This window comes from Streptomyces pratensis (assembly GCF_037137275.1).
Lineage (GTDB): Bacteria > Actinomycetota > Actinomycetes > Streptomycetales > Streptomycetaceae > Streptomyces > Streptomyces pratensis_B.
The window spans coordinates 155136-172001 of the sequence record NZ_JBBBEN010000052.1; the positions used below are offsets into that span (position 1 = coordinate 155136).

General features: G+C 68.9%; 13 protein-coding genes and 1 tRNA gene. 5 read left to right on the top strand and 9 right to left on the bottom strand.

All coding sequences use genetic code 11. The annotated features are described in order from the left end of the window. Positions 1–451: 451 nt before the first annotated feature. The 4 genes from V9U70_RS02990 to pyk all read left to right on the top strand — a co-directional run bounded on the left by V9U70_RS02990 (position 452) and on the right by pyk (position 5712). Positions 452–1861: a pyridoxal phosphate-dependent decarboxylase family protein gene (locus tag V9U70_RS02990; RefSeq protein ID WP_336672843.1), complete on the top strand. Its 1410-nt coding sequence runs from the start codon at positions 452–454 to the stop codon at positions 1859–1861. Then, positions 1858–3279: a lysine N(6)-hydroxylase/L-ornithine N(5)-oxygenase family protein gene (locus tag V9U70_RS02995; RefSeq protein ID WP_336672844.1), complete on the top strand. Its 1422-nt coding sequence runs from the start codon at positions 1858–1860 to the stop codon at positions 3277–3279. Before V9U70_RS02990 ends, V9U70_RS02995 begins: the two co-directional genes overlap by 4 nt. A 179-nt stretch (positions 3280–3458) precedes the next feature. After that, the gene (locus tag V9U70_RS03000) at positions 3459–4157 is read left to right on the top strand and encodes an SIMPL domain-containing protein (RefSeq protein ID WP_336672845.1); all 699 of its coding nucleotides are present in this window, start codon (positions 3459–3461) and stop codon (positions 4155–4157) included. A 121-nt stretch (positions 4158–4278) separates the two neighbouring features. Continuing rightward, entirely contained in the window at positions 4279–5712 is a 1434-nt protein-coding gene (gene pyk, locus V9U70_RS03005; RefSeq protein ID WP_336672846.1) for a pyruvate kinase, read from the top strand. 6 nt (positions 5713–5718) lie between these two features. Here the strand turns inward: pyk and V9U70_RS03010 are convergent, their stop codons facing one another. Both V9U70_RS03010 and V9U70_RS03015 read right to left on the bottom strand, forming a co-directional pair. Continuing rightward, a complete protein-coding gene (locus V9U70_RS03010; protein ID WP_336672847.1) occupies positions 5719–6495 on the bottom strand; it encodes a helix-turn-helix domain-containing protein in 777 nt (258 codons plus the stop codon). Positions 6496–6604: 109 nt separating this feature from the next. Further along, positions 6605–6679, bottom strand: a tRNA-Leu gene (locus V9U70_RS03015). Between the two features lie 96 nt (positions 6680–6775). On the opposite strand from V9U70_RS03015, the gene V9U70_RS03020 reads away from it, so the two are divergent. Continuing rightward, complete coding sequence (locus tag V9U70_RS03020; RefSeq protein WP_336672848.1) at positions 6776–7429, top strand: ANTAR domain-containing response regulator; 654 nt, start codon at positions 6776–6778, stop codon at positions 7427–7429. 91 nt (positions 7430–7520) lie between these two features. Here the strand turns inward: V9U70_RS03020 and V9U70_RS03025 are convergent, their stop codons facing one another. From V9U70_RS03025 to V9U70_RS03055, 7 genes are all read right to left on the bottom strand, one after another. Further along, the gene (locus V9U70_RS03025) at positions 7521–8237 is read right to left on the bottom strand and encodes an ABC transporter ATP-binding protein (protein WP_336672849.1); all 717 of its coding nucleotides are present in this window, start codon (positions 8235–8237) and stop codon (positions 7521–7523) included. Beyond that, a complete protein-coding gene (locus V9U70_RS03030) occupies positions 8234–9151 on the bottom strand; it encodes an ABC transporter ATP-binding protein (protein WP_336672850.1) in 918 nt (305 codons plus the stop codon). The genes V9U70_RS03025 and V9U70_RS03030 overlap by 4 nt, the downstream gene beginning before the upstream one ends. Before the next feature lie 4 nt (positions 9152–9155). Next, complete coding sequence (locus tag V9U70_RS03035) at positions 9156–10949, bottom strand: branched-chain amino acid ABC transporter permease (RefSeq protein ID WP_336672851.1); 1794 nt, start codon at positions 10947–10949, stop codon at positions 9156–9158. 5 nt (positions 10950–10954) lie between these two features. Continuing rightward, positions 10955–11884, bottom strand: a complete 930-nt coding sequence (locus tag V9U70_RS03040) for a branched-chain amino acid ABC transporter permease (protein ID WP_336672852.1) — start codon at positions 11882–11884, stop codon at positions 10955–10957. A 111-nt stretch (positions 11885–11995) separates the two neighbouring features. Further along, positions 11996–13207 carry a branched-chain amino acid ABC transporter substrate-binding protein gene (locus V9U70_RS03045; protein WP_336672907.1) on the bottom strand — a complete coding sequence of 404 codons (1212 nt, stop codon included), beginning with the start codon at positions 13205–13207 and terminating at the stop codon, positions 11996–11998. 652 nt (positions 13208–13859) lie between these two features. Further along, positions 13860–14330 carry a hotdog fold thioesterase gene (locus V9U70_RS03050; protein WP_336672908.1) on the bottom strand — a complete coding sequence of 157 codons (471 nt, stop codon included), beginning with the start codon at positions 14328–14330 and terminating at the stop codon, positions 13860–13862. 176 nt (positions 14331–14506) lie between these two features. Then, entirely contained in the window at positions 14507–16780 is a 2274-nt protein-coding gene (locus V9U70_RS03055; protein ID WP_336672853.1) for an FdhF/YdeP family oxidoreductase, read from the bottom strand. Positions 16781–16866 lie beyond the last annotated feature (86 nt).

Sequence of the window (16866 nt, forward strand, 5' to 3'; positions counted from 1 at the left end):
AGCGGCGAGACCCGGCCACCAGCTCACAGCGGCATCGCCCCCGGCCGCGCAACGGCCGCGCCCCGGGCACGGACCCGACCGGCCCCCACCAGCCCGCCACCGCACGGACAGCAGGCCGCCGCCCACAGCCGTACGGCAGGCCCCCGCCGCTCCCTGCCCCGGGGCCCGCGCCTCCCCACGCCCGTACGTTCCACCACCCGCACCCGCCGCTCCCACGCGAAGCCGCGCCCCCAGCCCACCGGCACACGCCCGCCGCCACGACGACACCCGACCCCACGCCCCGTACACCCCACCGACAACCGCACACCCATACCATCTCCGCCCCTCCCCACCGGGCCACACCGGACGCCAGTACCCCTTTCGAGTTCGAATCGTTGGGCTCTTCGGCCGCCCCACCCGAAACCCGGGACAAGCTGGCATGTCCACCCCCGCGCACCCAAAGGACCCGCCCATGCCCACCCCGCCCCTCGCCGGAGGCACCGCAGGCCCCACCGCACTGCGCCCCCTCCTCGACACCGTCCTCACCGCCCTCCACGACGGCGCGGCCCGCCGCGGCGGCCCCCTCCCGGCCGGCGGACCCGACACCGTCACCCCCCGCACCCGCAGCGCCACCCACCCCCTCATCCCCGACCACGGCACCGGCCCCCACCAAGCCCTCCGCAACCTCGTCACCGCCCTCGCCGAAGGCGCCGCAGACCCCGCCCACCCCCACTGCGCCGCCCACCTCCACACCCCGCCCCTCGCCCTCGCCGCAGCAGCCGACCTCGCCGCCAGCGCCCTCAACCCCTCCATGGACTCCTGGGACCAAGCCCCCGCCGCCTCCACCCTCGAAGCCGACCTCACCACCGCACTCGCCACCGAGATCTACCCCCACACCCCCTCACCCGACGCCGTCATCACCACCGGCGGCACCGAAGCCAACCAACTCGCCCTGCTCCTCGCCCGCGAACGCCACGGACCCATCCAGACCATCTGCGCCACCAACACCCACCACAGCATCGCCCGCGCCACCTGGCTCCTCGGCCTCCCCGAACCCGTCGCCATCCCCGCCCCCACCGGCGTCATGGACCTCGCAGCCCTCGACGAAGCCCTCACCGAACTCCACCGCCCCCACCTCGTCGTCGCCACCGCCGGCACCACCGACACCGGCGAAATCGACCCCCTCGACGCCATCGCCGACCTCTGCGCCACCCACGGAGCCGAACTCCACATCGACGCCGCCTACGGCGGCCCCCTCCTCTTCAGCCCCACCCACCGCACCCGCCTCCACGGCCTCGACCGCGCCCACAGCGTCACCCTCGACCTCCACAAACTCGGCTGGCAACCCGCATCCGCAGGCATCCTCGCCGTCCCCGAACACCACCACCTCACCCCCCTCCACCACCACGCCCCCTACCTCAACGCCGACGACGACACCGAAGCCGGCCTCCCCGACCTCCTCGGCCGCTCCCTCCGCACCACCCGCCGCCCCGACGCACTCAAAATCGCCGTCACCCTCCAAGCACTCGGCCGCACCGGACTCGCCGACCTCATCGACCGCACCATCGCCACCGCCCACCACCTCGCCGACCTCATCACCCAACACCCCACCCTCGCCCTCTACGACCGCCCCACCATCAGCACCGTCCTCTTCCGCCCCACCCACGCCGACGACCACACCGTCGCCACCATCCGCCGCACCCTCCTCCACCGCGGCCACGCCGTCCTCGGCCGCGCCCACGCCGAAAACCGCCTCTGGCTCAAAGCCACTCTCCTCAACCCCCACACCACCCCCGAAGACCTCCACGCCCTCATCGACCTCGTCACCCGCACCACCACCAGCCTGCTCACCCACCCCACAGAAGGCGACACACCGCGATGACCGCCCGGCCCACCCCCGAACCCGACCAGCCCCACGACCTCGTCGGCATCGGCATCGGCCCCTTCAACCTCTCCCTCGCCGCCCTCGCCCACAACATCCCCGCCGCCCCCGACGACCCCCGCCCCCTCGCCGCCGCCTTCTACGAACAACGCCCCGCCTTCCACTGGCACCCCGGCCTCCTCCTCGACGGCGCCAGCCTCCAAGTCCCCTTCCTCGCCGACCTCGTCACCCTCGCCGACCCCGGCAACCCCTGGAGCTTCCTCAACTACCTCCGCACCCGCGACCGGCTCTTCCCCTTCTACTTCGCCGAGCGCTTCCACATCCAACGAGCCGAATACGACGCCTACTGCCGCTGGGTCAGCGAACAACTCCCCGGCCTCCACTTCGGCCACCAGGTCGACGCCGTCCGCTGGAACACCGACCGCGCCCTCTTCGAAGTCGACTTCACCCAACTCGACCCCGACGGCGAAGCCCAAGCCCTCGGCCGCACCCACACCCACCACATCGCCCTCGGCATCGGCACCGAACCCTTCGTCCCCGAACCCCTCAAACCCCTCGCCGACGACCCGACCGTCCCCGTCATCCACTCCGCCGACTACCTCAACCACCGCGAACGACTCCTCGCCGCACACCACATCACCGTCATCGGCTCAGGCCAGTCCGGCGCCGAAGTCTTCCTCGACCTCCTGCGCGCCCGCCCCGAAGGAACCGAAAAGATCCACTGGCTCGCCCGCACCCAGGCCTTCGCCCCCATGGAGTACTCCAAACTCGGCCTGGAACACTTCACCCCCGACTACAGCCGCTACTTCCACGCCCTCCCCGAAACCGCCCGCGACGAACTCGTCCCCCGCCAATGGCAACTCCACAAAGGCATCGACGCCGACACCATCGCCGCCATCCACGACGAGCTCTACCGCCGCACCCTCCACGGCGGCTGGCCCGACGCCGTCCTCACCCCCGGCGTCCGCGTCCGCACCGCAGGCCGCCTCACCGGCACCCGCGTCGAACTCCACCTCGAACACACCCAACAAAGCACCCGCTCCCGCCTCACCACCGACGCCGTCGTCCTCGCCACCGGCTACCGCGAACGCCCCCTCGACGCCATCCTCAGCGGCCTCGACCCCTACCTGAGCCGCGACACCTCCCGACGCCCCCGCATCGACGACCAATACCGCCTCGTCCTCGACCCCACCGTCACCGGACACGTCTACGTACAGAACGCCGAACGCCACACCCACGGAGTCGGCGCCCCCGACCTCGGCCTCGCCGCCTGGCGCAGCGCCACCATCCTCAACAACCTCACCCGCGCCACCCCCTACCCCCTCCCCGAACGCACCGCCTTCACCACCTTCGGCCTCACCCCCCAACCACAACGAGTCCCCGCCCAAGCCCAAGCCCCCCTCAGCCGCTCCCGCTGACCCACCCGCCCCGCCCACCGACCCCCAGCGGCCCGGGACACCCCAGAAACCCGGGCCCCACCACACCACCGCAGCGCCCCCGCCCGACCCACCCCACCCACCCCCGCCCCCTGACCCCCGAGAAACAACCAGCGCCCGACGCCACCCCCACCGGCCCCCCGCCGTGCCACAGTGAACACATGACCCCCACCCCCACGCACCAGCCCTACGGCACCCCCACCACCCCCCACCTCACCGTCCGCGGCGAAGCCCACCTCGAAGCCGACCCGGAAATCGCCCACATCACCATCACCCTCACCGCCCGCGGCACCGACCGCCGCACCACACTCGACGACCTCACCCGCCGCAACACCACCACCCTCGACCTCCTCAAGACCTACGGCGACACCATCGAAAAACTCGAAACCGGCGCCCTCGCCATCCACCCCCAACTCACCCGCCACGGCCGCACCGAACGCATCCGCGCCTACCACGGAACCATCCAACTCACCGCCACAATCAACGACTTCACGGCCCTCGGCGAACTCACCGCCCGCCTCGCCGACCACGACCTCACCCGCGTCGACGGCCCCTGGTGGGCCCTGCGCCCCACCTCGCCCGTCCACACCGCCGCCCGCCGCCAAGCCGTCCACGAAGCCCTGCAACGCGCCCGCACCTACGCCGAAGCCCTCAACACCCGCCTCGACGCCCTCCTCGAACTCAACGACACCGGCGTCGACACCGGACCCCACCTCGGCCGCTCGGCGTTCGCCGCCCACGCCATGCCCATCGGAGCCGCCGGCACCGAAGCCGCCCCCATCGACCTCGAACCCGTACGACAGACCGTCGACGCCCAGGTCGAGGCCTCCTTCACCCTGGCCCCCCCGGACCTCGGCTGAACGCTCATCGGAGCACCCAGCCGCACACATTCAACACTTGTCAACAGCCCTTCACCCAAAGGCCGTTGAGGTGTCACACCAAGCCGAATACCTACCCGTTGGTAAGGTTTACGCTCGAACCATGCGCCGAGCAAAAATCGTCTGCACCCTGGGACCCGCGACCGATACATACGACCAGATCAAAGCCCTGGTCGAAGCGGGAATGGACATCGCCCGCCTCAACCTCAGCCACGGCACCTACGCCGAACACGAAGCGCGCTACCACCACGTGCGCAGGGCCTCCGAAGAAGCCGGCCGCAGCGTCGGCGTCCTCGCCGACCTTCAAGGCCCGAAGATCCGCCTCGGACGCTTCCGCGAAGGCCCCGTACTCCTTGAACGCGGCGAAACCTTCACCATCACCGTCGAACCCCTCGAAGGCGACGACCACATCTGCGGCACCACCTACGACGGCCTCGCCGCCGACGTCACCACCGGCGAACGCATCCTCATCGACGACGGCCGCGTCACCCTCGAAGTCACCGACGTCGACGGCCCACGCGTCCACACCACCGTCATCGAAGGCGGCATGGTCTCCGACCACAAGGGACTCAACCTCCCCGGCGTCGCCGTCTCCGTCCCCGCACTCTCCGACAAGGACATCGACGACCTCCGCTGGGCCCTGCGCACCGGCGCCGACGTCATCGCCCTCTCCTTCGTCCGCACCGGACACGACATCCACGACGTCCACCGCATCATGGACGAGGAAGGACACCGCCTCCCCGTCATCGCCAAAGTGGAGAAACCCCAAGCCGTCGACAACATCGACGACATCGTCGCCGCCTTCGACGGCATCATGGTCGCCCGCGGCGACCTCGGCGTCGAAATGCCCCTCGAACAAGTCCCCCTCGTCCAGAAACGAGCCATCAAGCTCGCCAAACGCAACGCCAAACCCGTCATCGTCGCCACCCAGATGCTCGACTCGATGATCGACAACTCCCGCCCCACCCGCGCCGAGGCCTCCGACGTCGCCAACGCGATCATCGACGGCACCGACGCCGTCATGCTCTCCGGCGAGACAAGCATCGGCAAATACCCGATCGAGACCGTACGCACCATGTCCCGCATCGCCGAAGCCGCCGAAGAAGCCCTCCTCGCCAAGGGCCTCCCACCCCTCACCGAACGCAGCAAACCCCGCACCCAGGGCGGCGCCGTCGCACGCGCCGCCGCCGAGATGGGCGACTTCCTCGGCGCCAAATTCCTCGTCGCCTTCACCCAGAGCGGCGACACCGTCAAACGCCTCTCCCGCTACCGCTCACCCATCCCCCTCCTCGCCTTCACCCCCGACAAAGCCACCCGCGCCCAGCTCAACCTCACCTGGGGCGTCGAAACCTTCCTCGGCCCGCACGTCGACTCCACGGACGCGATGGTCGCCCAGGTCGACGAGGAACTGCTGCGCCTCGGTCGCTGCGAGAAGGGGGACATCGTGGTCATCACCGCCGGCTCCCCACCCGGCGTCGCGGGCTCCACGAACCTGGTCCGCGTCCACCACATCGGTGAGGACGACAGCCCGAAGTAGGGCGGCTCAGTATTTCGGCCCGACGTGAGCATCCATGAGCGCGACGGATGCCCGTCGGGCTACGGAGATGTTGAACGGGTCGCTGCCACGGGCCAAGGTCGTCCACTCGACCCCCACGGCGGTAAGCGTGTCGCTGAAGAGCTTGCGAATGTCGTCGGACTTGTTGCTGAAGAAATACCGGGGGTACTCGTAGCGCTTGCGCTCGCCCCGGACGAGGCGCGTGGTCCAGTTGATGACCCGGCAGCCGTCCGAGTGGATGAGGCCGCGGATGAATTCCCAAGGGCAGGCGTCCACGATCTCCTGCTGCCACGCTTCGAGGGAGATCTTCCGGTCGTGCTTCTTGCCGGGGCCGTGCTGGGGGAAGAGGCAGGGCCAGTGTTTGCTGAAGCAGGTGACGTACTGGCAGCCAGCACTCTTCACCCGGCTGATCCTGTTCTCGGGGCGTGCGATGTGTACGGCTTCGACGCAGGCATCGATGAGCCCCGGCCAGGCGTCGGCGCACGCGATGCGGAGGGAGTACACGCCTTGCTTGGTCGCGCTGATGCAGCCGTCCCCGAGGTAGAGCCCCAGCAAGTAGGCGTACGCGGAGGGGTCCTTGATCGCTGTGGGTGTGTCGGCGCACTTCGGGCATGGCTTGCCCCGATTCAGCTCCAGAGGTTCGAGGCGTGTCTGCCAGGATCGGATCGCGGCACGAGATATGCCGATCTGCTTGCTCACGGAATTGAGACTGCGCCCCTGTGCGACCAGAGCCAGCGCTTGCCGACGGGTCCCCCTGTCATACATGTCGTCGAGTTTGCTGCTCAGGCGACTGTCCGGAGTGGGATAAGCCCCCCGGTACTCAGATCAAGTGAAGTTCACCGACTGGCCTTACGCCTTGGAATCCAAGGAAAAGTGCCCCAGGTGGGATTCGAACCCACACTGTCCGCTGTTTGAGAGCGGCCTCTCTAACCAGTTGGAGTACTGGGGCCTTAGAAAGGAAGGGCCATTGCTGCCCTGCGCGTCACTACCTTACAGGAGCTAGGTAGGCTCGTGGGAGCAGCATCTGCCCATACCGAGGAGCCCCGTGACCACCCCCGAGTCGCCCCAGCCCGTAGACGCCGTCGACGACGACAAGTCGCACGTCCCGCCGCTGACGACCCGTGTCGTCATCGCCGAGGACGAGGCCCTCATCCGCCTCGACCTCAAGGAGATGCTGGAGGAGGAGGGCTACTCCGTCGTCGGTGAGGCGGGCGACGGGCAGCAGGCCGTCGAGCTGGCCCGGGAGCACCGGCCGGACCTCGTCATCCTCGATGTGAAGATGCCGGTCCTCGACGGGATCTCCGCCGCCGAGAAGATCGCGGAGGAGTCCATCGCGCCGGTTCTGATGCTCACCGCGTTCTCGCAGCGCGACCTGGTGGAGCGGGCCAGGGACGCCGGGGCGATGGCGTATCTGGTGAAGCCGTTCAGCAAGAGCGACGTGGTGCCGGCCATCGAGATGGCGGTGTCGCGCTTCGCGGAGCTGAAGGCGCTGGAGAGCGAGATCGCGGATCTTTCGCAGCGGCTGGAGACGCGGAAGCTGGTGGACCGGGCGAAGAGCATCCTTCAGACGGATTACGGGCTCTCCGAGCCGGCCGCGTTCCGGTGGATTCAGAAGACGTCGATGGATCGCCGGATGTCGATGCAGCAGTTGGCGGAGGCGCTGATCGCGGACGCCGAGGAGAAGAAGAAGGCGGAGTAGCCGCGTACCGCTGTGGGCGGTGTACGCGGAGGAGGCCCGTGCCCCGGGGTGACCGGGGCGCGGGCCTCCTGCACGTCGTGCGGGCGGTGGGTCAGTCCTCGCCGAGGTAGGCCTTGCGGACCGATTCGTCGTGGAGCAGGTCTTCTCCTGGGCCGGAGAGGACGATCTTGCCGACCTCCATGACGTGGCCCTGGTCGGCGAGGGAGAGGGCGGCCTGGGCGTTCTGCTCGACGAGCAGGATGGTGGTGCCCGCGGCCTTGAGCTCGACGATGGTTTCCATGATCTTCTGCATCATGATCGGGGAGAGGCCCATGGAGGGTTCGTCGAGCATGAGCAGTTTGGGCTGGGACATCAGGGCGCGTCCCATGGCGAGCATCTGCTGTTCGCCGCCGGAGAGGGTGCCCGCTGCTTGCTTTCGGCGTTCCCCGAGGATGGGGAAGAGGTCGTAGGCGCGTTGGACGTCTTTTTCGATGCCTGCTTTGTCGGTGCGGAGGTAGGCGCCGAGGAGGAGGTTCTCCGCGATCGTCAGCCGGGGGAAGATGTGGCGTCCCTCGGGGGAGTGGGCGATGCCCAGGGAGACGATCTTGTGGGCGGGGATGCCGGTGAGGGGCTTGCCTTCGAAGAGGATGTGGCCGCCGAGTGGTTTGAGCAGTCCGGAGAGGGTGCGCAGGGTGGTCGTCTTGCCGGCGCCGTTGGTGCCGATGAGGGTGACGACCTGGCCGGCTTCGACGGTGAAGGAGATGCCTTTGACGGCTTCGATCTTGCCGTAGGCGACGCGGAGGTCCTCGACTTCCAGCAGCGCGGTCATCGGGTGCCCTCCTCGTCGGTGCTGGGTGTGTCGGGTGTGGCGTCCGTGTCTGGGGTCCGGTCGGGGCGGGTGTGGGGGGTGGGGGCGTGTGCTTCGGCGGCTTCGACTTCGGCGGCTTCTTCGGCGCCGGGGGCGCCTTCGAAGGGGGTGCCGAGGTAGGCGGCGACGACGCGTTCGTCGGCTTGGACGTCTCCGGGGGTGCCTTCGACGAGTTTTTCGCCTTGGACGAGGCAGGCGACGCGGTCGCAGAGGTTGAAGATGAAGCGCATGTCGTGCTCGATGACGAGTACGGCGATGCCTTGGTCGCGGATGGCGAAGATGAGTTCTTCGGTGACGCGGGTTTCCTGGGGGTTCATGCCGGCGGTGGGCTCGTCCAGGAGGAGGAGGCCGGGGTCGCTGGCGAGTGCGCGGGCGATCTCCAGTTTGCGCTGGTCTCCGTAGGGGAGGTTGCGCGCGAGGTGGTCGGCCTTGTCCTGGAGTCCGATGAACGTCAGGAGTTCCATGGCGCGTTCGCGGCTGGCGTGTTCTGCCTTGTGGTAGCCGGGGAGGCGCAGGAGGGCTGACCAGAGGCCTTCTTTGGTCCGGGTGTGGCGTCCGACGAGGACGTTTTCGAGGACGGTCATGTTGGCGAAGAGCCGGATGTTCTGGAAGGTGCGGGCGATGCCGGCCTTGGTGACGAGGTGGGGTTTGGGCGGCAGGACGGTGCCTTGGTAGCTGACCTTGCCTTCGGTGGGGATGTAGAGGCCGGTGAGGCAGTTGAAGAAGGTGGTCTTGCCGGCGCCGTTGGGGCCGATGAGTCCGACGATCTCGCCGCTGTTGACGGTGAGGTCGACGCCTTTGACGGCGGTGAGTCCGCCGAAGCGCATGGTGACGCCGCTGGCGTCGAGGACTGTGGTGGTCTTGGTGGTGGTCATGTGGTCAGGCCCCCGCCTTCGTGGTGCCGGCGGTCTTCCGGGTGGGTGGGGTGTCCTCGGCCGGGACGTCGAGCTGGTCGTTCTCGTGGAATTCGAGCTGCTTCCTGCGGTCGGCGACGAGGCCTTCGGGGCGGAAGCGCATCAGGAGCATGAGCGCGAGTCCGAAGAGGAAGAGCTGGTAGTCCTGCATGAACTGGAGTTTGGCCGGGATGAGGTAGAGCAGGGCCGCGCCGACGAGGGGTCCGCTGAGGGTTCCCATGCCGCCGAGGATGACGGCGGCGAGGAGGAAGGCGGAGTTGGGGGGGACGGAGCCGGCGAACTGGTACTGCTCGGGCGTCACGGTGTAGGAGACGTGGGCCTGGACGGTGCCGGCGAGTCCGGCGAGGGTGGCGCCGAGGGCGAAGGCGAGCAGCTTGAGCCGGAAGGCGTTGATGCCCATGGCGGTGGCCGCGGTTTCGTCTTCGCGGATGGCGACCCAGGCGCGGCCGATGCGGGATTCTCCGGAGCGGCGGAAGACCAGGACGACGGCGGCGGTGAAGACGAGCATCAGCAGGTAGTAGTTGGCGGACCTGCCGAGGGTGAATCCGGCGATGTCGTGGCTGATGCCGAAGTCGAAGCCGAAGAGGTTGAGGTCGGGGATGCTGGGGATGCCCTGGGAGCCGTTGGTGAGGTCGGGGCCGCTGACGCCGTTGAGGGCGTTGACGGTGAGGCGGAAGATCTCGCCGAATCCGAGGGTGACGATGGCGAGGTAGTCGCCGCGGAGTCGGAGTGTGGGGGCTCCGATGACGACGCCGAAGACGAGTGATGCTGCGGCGCCGGTGAGGACGGCGGCCCAGAAGGGGAATTGGACGCCGACGGGGGAGAGGGGGGAGCCGGATACGAGGGCGGCGGCGTAGGCGCCGACGCCGAGGAAGGCGACGTATCCGAGGTCGAGGAGGCCGGCGAGGCCGACGACGACGTTGAGGCCGAGTGCGACGGTCGCGAAGATGAGGATGTTGGCCCCGATGAGGGCGTATTCCTCGTTCTGCTGGGTGAAGGGGAAGCAGAAGGCGGCGATGAGCGCGGCGGCGAGGGTGACGTTGCGGTGTTTGGCGGTGAGGTGGGTGATGCGGGCGATGAGGCCTGCGCGGGTGAGGGCGGTGAAGGCGAAGGCGACGCAGATGATGTAGCCGATGAACAGTTCGGCGTATTCGGTGTCGATGCCGTAGGTGAAGACGTGGAGGGCGACGCCGAAGGCTGCGGCGATGATGAGGATTTCGGCCCAGGAGGGGAGTTCCTTGGCGCGTTGGGGTGTGGGGGCGCGGAGGCTGTTGAGGAATCGGTTGAGTGGGGTGGGTCGGGTGGTGTGGGGGAGTTCTTGGTCGTGGGGGAGGCCGAGGGAGGCGGTGACGGCGATGAGTGCGCCGGTTGCGCTGATCCAGGCTCCGGGTTCGAGGTTGACGATGCCGCCGAGTTTGGCGGAGATGGCGCCGATGGTGAAGCCGGTGGTGCCGAGGGTGCCGAGTGAGGCGAGTCGTACGGGGCTGTTGGCGCCGCCGGGGGTGAGCCAGTGGAGGCCCTTGATTCCGTATCCGGAGAGGGTGAGGAGGAGGGTGAGGGCGGCGCTGATGAGGGTGAGGACCTGGAGGCCGCCGGGGTAGCCGGTGACGGTGAGGTTGCCGGGGAATTCGGCGGTCCAGGTCCAGGCGAGGAAGGTGCCGGCGAGGGCGATGGCGGCGCCGGTGGCGGTGGCGGCGCGGGCCGCGGGGGTGGGCAGGGGGAGGAGGGCGGTGTTGGTGGGTGTGGTGTTGGTGGTCATCCGTATCACGCCCGATCCGCGACGCGTTCGCCGAGTAGGCCTTGGGGGCGTACGAGGAGGACGATGATGAGGAGGGCGAAGGCCCATACGTCCTTCCAGGCGCCGCCGCCGAAGAGTTCCATGCCGGGGACTTCGCTCATGTAGCCGGTGGCGAGTGCTTCGGCGACGCCGAGGACGATGCCGCCGAGCATGGCGCCGTAGATGTTGCCGATGCCGCCGAGGACGGCTGCGGTGAAGGCTTTGAGGCCCATGATGAAGCCCATGCGGAAGCCGATCTGGCCGTTTTTGAGCCCGTAGGCGACGGCGGCGACGGCGGCGAACGCGGCGCCGATGGCGAAGGCCATGACGATGATGCGGTCGGTGTTGATGCCCATGAGCTTGGCTGTGTCGGGGTCTTGTGAGGTGGCTTGCATGCCGCGGCCGGCGCGGGTTTTGGAGACGAAGAGGCCGAGGGCGAGCATGCAGAGGGGGGCGACGAGGAGGACGAAGAGGTCGCCTCGTTGGATGTCGGCGCCGAGGACGGTGAGGGCTTCGCCTTCGAACTGGGGGAAGGAGCGGTCCTTGGTGGCGTCGGGGTACCACATCCAGACGGCTTGCTGGAGTGCGAGGGAGAGGCCGATGGCGGTGATGAGGGGGGCGAGTCGTGGTCCGCCGCGCAGGGGCCGGTAGGCGAAGCGTTCGGCGGCCATGCTGATGGCGACGGCGGCGATGATGCCGCCGACGATCATGAGGGGTATCGCGGCGATGAGGGAGAGTCCGGACGGAAGCCCGAGGTAGACCGTGAGGGCTCCGAAGCCTCCGATCATGAAGATCTCGCCGTGTGCGAAGTTGATGAGCTGGATGATTCCGTAGACCATCGTGTAGCCGATCGCGATGAGACCGTACATCGCGCCGAGGATGAGTCCGTTGGCCAGCTGTTGCGGCAGTTCGTTCACCGCAGGGCCTCCGTGGAGTGGTTCGGATATGGCACCGCGCGGGAGGGCTCGTAGCGCTCCCGCGCGGTCTGGTGGCTGTGTGTGGCGGTCGGCCGTGGGCCGGGCCGGGTGTTACTTGACGGCTTCGCTGACCTTGGAGACCCACTTGCCGTCGGTGACCTGGTAGGCGGTCATGAGGGTGTTGGTGGTGTCGCCGTATTCGTCGAAGGAGACGGGGCCGGTGACGCCGTCGAACTGGACCTTGGACATGGCTTCGAGGACCTTGGCGCGGGCGTCGTCGGGGAGCTTGCCGTCGTTCTCGGAGACGACGATCTTGACGGCCTCGATGATGGACCAGGTGGCGTCGTAGGTGCCGCCGCCGTAGGCCTCGTAGGCGTCCTTGTATCCGGCGGTCTTGTAGTCCGCGATGAACTTCTTGGCGGATTCGAGTTCTTCGACGGGCTTGCCGACGGAGGTGGAGATGTCGCCTTCGGCCTTCTTGTTGAGGGCGATGAAGTCGGCGCTGTACATGCCGTCGCCGCCCATGAGGGGGATGTTGACGCTGTCCTTGAGCTGCTGGCTCAGGGGGGCGCCGGCGGGGTATTCGCCGCCGTAGTAGACGGCCTTGGCCTTGGTGCCCTTGACCTTGGTGACGACGGAGTTGAAGTCGCGGTCGTCGGGGTTCACGTGGTCGGTGCCGACGATCTTGCCGCCGAGTTCGGTGAAGGTCGCCTTGAAGGAGGCGGCGAGGCCGGCGCCGTAGGGCTTCTGGTCGTCGATGAGGTAGACGTCCTTGATCTTGGCCGTCTTGAAGAGGTAGTTCGCCGCGAACGCGCCCTGGATCTGGTCCGTGGTGGAGGTGCGGAAGTAGGAGGCGTACGGGCGCTTCTTGTCGCCGGTCTTCCAGTTGTTGCCCTGGGTCAGTTCGGTGCCGGTGTTGGCCGGGGAGACCTGGGTCAGTTTGGCGTCGTTGAGGGGCTTCTGCATCGACTGGGCGACGCCGGAGTTCAGCGGGCCGACGACACCGAGGACTTCCTTGTCGCCTATGAGCTTGGCGGCGTTCTGCTGGCCGACGGAGGGCTGGGCCTGGTCGTCGAGGGCCTGGAGTTCGAAGGTGACGCCGGGGACCGTCTTGTCCTTGTTCGCCGTGTTGACGGCGAGGTCGGCGGAGTTCTTGATGCCGAGGCCGAGGGCGGAGAGGTCGCCGGTCAGGGGGGCGTCGAGGCCGATGACGACCGTCTGGTTGCCCTCGCCGCCGCCGCTGCTGCCCTTGCTGTCGTCACGCGATCCGCAGGCGGTGAGTGTGAGTGCTCCGGTGGTGAGCACTGCGGTGAGTATGAGCAAAGAACGGTGTCGCACGAAAAGTCCTTTCCCTGGCGCGGCCTCCTCTGCTTGAGGTGCCGTGGCGATCGCCGGGCCGTACTGGGGTGGTACAGGGCCGTGCAGCAGACGCGCCCGGCGGCGCGGTGACTGGCGGTGACTCTAAGCGCAGCTGGGGGCGTCCGGGATGGGTCGGCGACGGATGTGACTCTCTTGTTATGCCCTTGAGCAAGGCTTGAGGTTCCTGTGAGGACATGTGTGGTTTTAGGCCGGGCTGCGCTGTGACCACATGGTGAGAACGCGCAGCTCTGCTAAGGGGCTTGGGGTGATCTTGGTGCTGACGCGGCGGGGGGCGCGGGTGGGGGGCGTGGAGGGCGCGCCGAGGTGCCGCGGTGGTGTGGGGCCGGGGTGGGCGGCTGAAAATCCGCACCGGTTCGCTTATTACTCTGCGTTACTTCGGTGGGGGGGGTCCGCAGGGCGGGGTGGGGCTTGTGTGGCTGCTGAGTGGCTCACGAATGGCGCTGGCGGGTCAAGGGAGTTGACCGAGTGTGTTGCTCAACGTCGGTGTCAGGGTGGGGATATGGCGCTGCCCGGCCGGAACGCGAGGTGCGGTTTCCAGCCGGGCAGGGGGTGTGCGGGTGCGCCCCGGCGGGGGCGGCGGTCAGCTGGCGGCGTGTCAGCCGGCGTCGGGGCGGGGGGCGTTGCGCAGCATGCAGGTGAGGCGCGCGGTGCAGACCCGCTTGTCCCGTTCGTCGGTGATGACGATCTCGTAGGTGGCTGCGGTGCGGCCGAGGTATACGGGGGTGGCGACGCCGGTGACGAGGCCGCTGCGGACGCCGCGGTGGTGGGTGCAGTTGAGGTCGACGCCCACGGAGACCTTGGTGGCGCCTCCGTGGAGCATGGAGCCGATGGAGCCGAGGGTCTCGGCGAGTACGGCGGAGGCGCCGCCGTGCAGGAGGCCGTAGGGCTGGGTGTTGCCTTCGACGGGCATGGTGCCGACCACGCGGTCCGCCCGGGCCTCGACGATGGTCACGCCCATGCGTGAGCCGAGGTCGCCGGCGGAGAAGAGGGCGGGGAGGTCGACGCCGAGTGCGGCGTACTCGTCGATGACTTCCTTCGGGAACGTGGGTGCGGTGTGCTCGCCCATGGGGTCCGGCTCCGATCGTCTGCGCTGGTTCGTCGCTGTCTGCACTGTTCTTATCAGACGGCTGAGCGAACGCTTAGGGGATTGCCGGTACCGGGGCCGGGGCCGCTCGTCTGCGGTCGGTCGGCGGAGGGGGCGGGGGGTTGCGCGGTCTTGTCGGGGCGGGGGGCCGGGGCGTGTCAGCGGGTGTTCTCGAAGCGTACGACGACGGACTTGCTGGCGGGGGTGTTGCTGGTGTCCGCTGTGGAGTCCAGGGGGACCAGGACGTTGGTCTCCGGGTAGTAGGCGGCGGCGCAGCCGCGGGCGGTGGGGTAGTGGACGACGCGGAAGCCGTCCGCCCGGCGTTCGACGTCGTCCTTCCACTCGCTGACGAGGTCGGTGTACGCGCCGTCGGGGAGGCCGAGGGCGGCGGCGTCCTGGGGGTTGACCATGACGATGCGGCGGCCGTTCTTGATGCCCCGGTAGCGGTCGTCGAGGCCGTAGACGGTGGTGTTGTACTGGTCGTGGGAGCGCAGGGTCTGCAACAGGAGCCTGCCTTCGGGGAGCGCGGGGAACTCCACGGGGGCGGCGGTGAAGTTGGCGCGGCCGGTGGCGGTGGGGAACCGGCGTTCGTCTCGGGGGGCGTGGGGGAGGGCGAAGCCGCCGGGGCGGGCGATGCGGGCGTTGAAGTCCTCGAAGCCGGGGACCACGCGCGAGATGTGGTCGCGGATCGTGGCGTAGTCCCGTTCGCAGGCCTCCCAGTCGGTGCGGGAGGCGGGGCCGAGGACGGCGCGTGCGAGGCGTGCGACGATGGCCGGCTCGGAGAGGAGGTGGGGGCTCGCGGGGGTGAGGTTGCCGCGTGAGGCGTGGACCATGCCCATGGAGTCCTCGACGGTGACGAACTGCTTTCCGCTCGCTTGGACGTCCTTGTCGGTGCGGCCGAGCGTCGGCAGGATCAGGGCCCGGGCACCCGTGACGGCGTGGGAGCGGTTGAGCTTGGTCGACACATGGACGGTGAGGCGGGCGCGGCGCATGGCGGCTTCGGTCACGGCGGTGTCGGGTGTGGCGGCGACGAAGTTGCCGCCCATGGCGAAGAAGACCTTGGCGTCGCCGTCGCGCAGCGCCTGGATGGAGCGCACCACGTCGTAGCCGTGGCGCCGGGGCGAGGTGATGCCGAACTCCTTGTCGAGGGCGTCGAGGAAGGCCGGGGCGGGCCGCTCGAAGATGCCCATGGTGCGGTCGCCCTGGACGTTGGAGTGGCCGCGCACGGGGCAGACTCCGGCGCCGGGGCGGCCGATGTTTCCGCGCAGCAGGAGGAAGTTGACGACTTCGCGGATGGTGGGCACGGAGTGCTTGTGCTGGGTGAGTCCCATGGCCCAGCAGACGATGGTGCGCCGGGAGGCGAGGATCAGGGCGAGGGCCTCTTGGATCTCGGGCCGGGTGAGGCCGGTGGCCGCGAGGGTGGTGTCCCAGTCGGCGGCTTCGGCGGCCTGGGCGAACTCCTCGTAGCCGTGGGTGTGTTCGGTGACGAAGTCGTGGTCGACGGCGTCGTCGGCGGCGAGGATCAGCTTGTTCAGCAGGCGGAAGAGGGCTTGGTCGCCGCCGATGCGGATCTGGAGGAAGAGGTCGTTGAGCGCGGTGCCCTTGATCATGCCGTGGGCCGTCTGGGGGTTCTTGAAGCGCTCCATGCCTGCTTCGGGCAGCGGGTTCACCGAGATGATCTTCGCTCCGGCGGACTTGGCCTTCTCCAGGGCGGAGAGCATCCGGGGATGGTTGGTGCCGGGGTTCTGTCCGGCGACGATGATCAGGTCGGCCTGGTGCAGGTCCTCCAGGGAGACGCTGCCCTTGCCGACGCCGATGGTCTCGGTGAGTGCCGACCCGGACGACTCGTGGCACATGTTGGAGCAGTCCGGCAGGTTGTTGGTGCCGAACTCGCGGGCGAACAGCTGGAGCAGGAACGCCGCCTCGTTGCTGGTGCGACCCGAGGTGTAGAAGAGGGCTTCGTCGGGGGAGGAGAGGGCGGTCAGCTCCTCTGCGATGATGGCGAAGGCCCGCTCCCAGGTCACGGCCTCGTACCGGTCGCCGCCTTCGGGGAGGTACACCGGCTGGGTGATCCGGCCCTGCTGGCCCAGCCAGTAGCCGCTGCGCTCCGCGAGGTCCGCCAGGGGGTGGGCGGCGAAGAAGCCGGGCGTGACCCGGCGCAGGGTCGCCTCCTCCGCGACGGCCTTCGCCCCGTTCTCGCAGAACTCGGCGGTGTGCCGTTCGTCGCCTTCCGGCCAGGCGCAGCCGGGGCAGTCGAAGCCGTCCTTCTGGTTGACCTTGAGGAGGGTCCGCGCGGTGCGGCGCAGGCCCATCTGCTGCTGGGCGACGCGCAGGGAGTGGGCGACGGCGGGCAGCCCGGCGGCGGCGTGCGGAGCCGCCCGGACCTGCGGGGCGTCCTGGGCCGGGTCTTCGGCCGGAGGCTTGGTGGCCATGGTGCTGCTCCCCTTCGAGCGCTGCGTTCGCTGATCGTGCAGGCGTGGTGGAGTTCCTGTCGTCCCTGCCGTGCCGCCGATCGCCG

Excerpts from the sequence above, each read along its gene's own strand:
- V9U70_RS02990 (WP_336672843.1), top strand. The coding sequence starts at position 452 with ATGCCCACCCCGCCCCTCGCCGGAGGCACCGCAGGCCCCACCGCACTG.
- V9U70_RS02995 (WP_336672844.1), top strand. The coding sequence starts at position 1,858 with ATGACCGCCCGGCCCACCCCCGAACCCGACCAGCCCCACGACCTCGTC.
- V9U70_RS03000 (WP_336672845.1), top strand. The coding sequence starts at position 3,459 with ATGACCCCCACCCCCACGCACCAGCCCTACGGCACCCCCACCACCCCC.
- pyk (WP_336672846.1), top strand. The coding sequence starts at position 4,279 with ATGCGCCGAGCAAAAATCGTCTGCACCCTGGGACCCGCGACCGATACA.
- V9U70_RS03010 (WP_336672847.1), bottom strand. The coding sequence starts at position 6,495 with ATGTATGACAGGGGGACCCGTCGGCAAGCGCTGGCTCTGGTCGCACAG.
- V9U70_RS03025 (WP_336672849.1), bottom strand. The coding sequence starts at position 8,237 with ATGACCGCGCTGCTGGAAGTCGAGGACCTCCGCGTCGCCTACGGCAAG.
- V9U70_RS03030 (WP_336672850.1), bottom strand. The coding sequence starts at position 9,151 with ATGACCACCACCAAGACCACCACAGTCCTCGACGCCAGCGGCGTCACC.
- V9U70_RS03035 (WP_336672851.1), bottom strand. The coding sequence starts at position 10,949 with ATGACCACCAACACCACACCCACCAACACCGCCCTCCTCCCCCTGCCC.
- V9U70_RS03050 (WP_336672908.1), bottom strand. The coding sequence starts at position 14,330 with ATGGGCGAGCACACCGCACCCACGTTCCCGAAGGAAGTCATCGACGAG.
- V9U70_RS03055 (WP_336672853.1), bottom strand. The coding sequence starts at position 16,780 with ATGGCCACCAAGCCTCCGGCCGAAGACCCGGCCCAGGACGCCCCGCAG.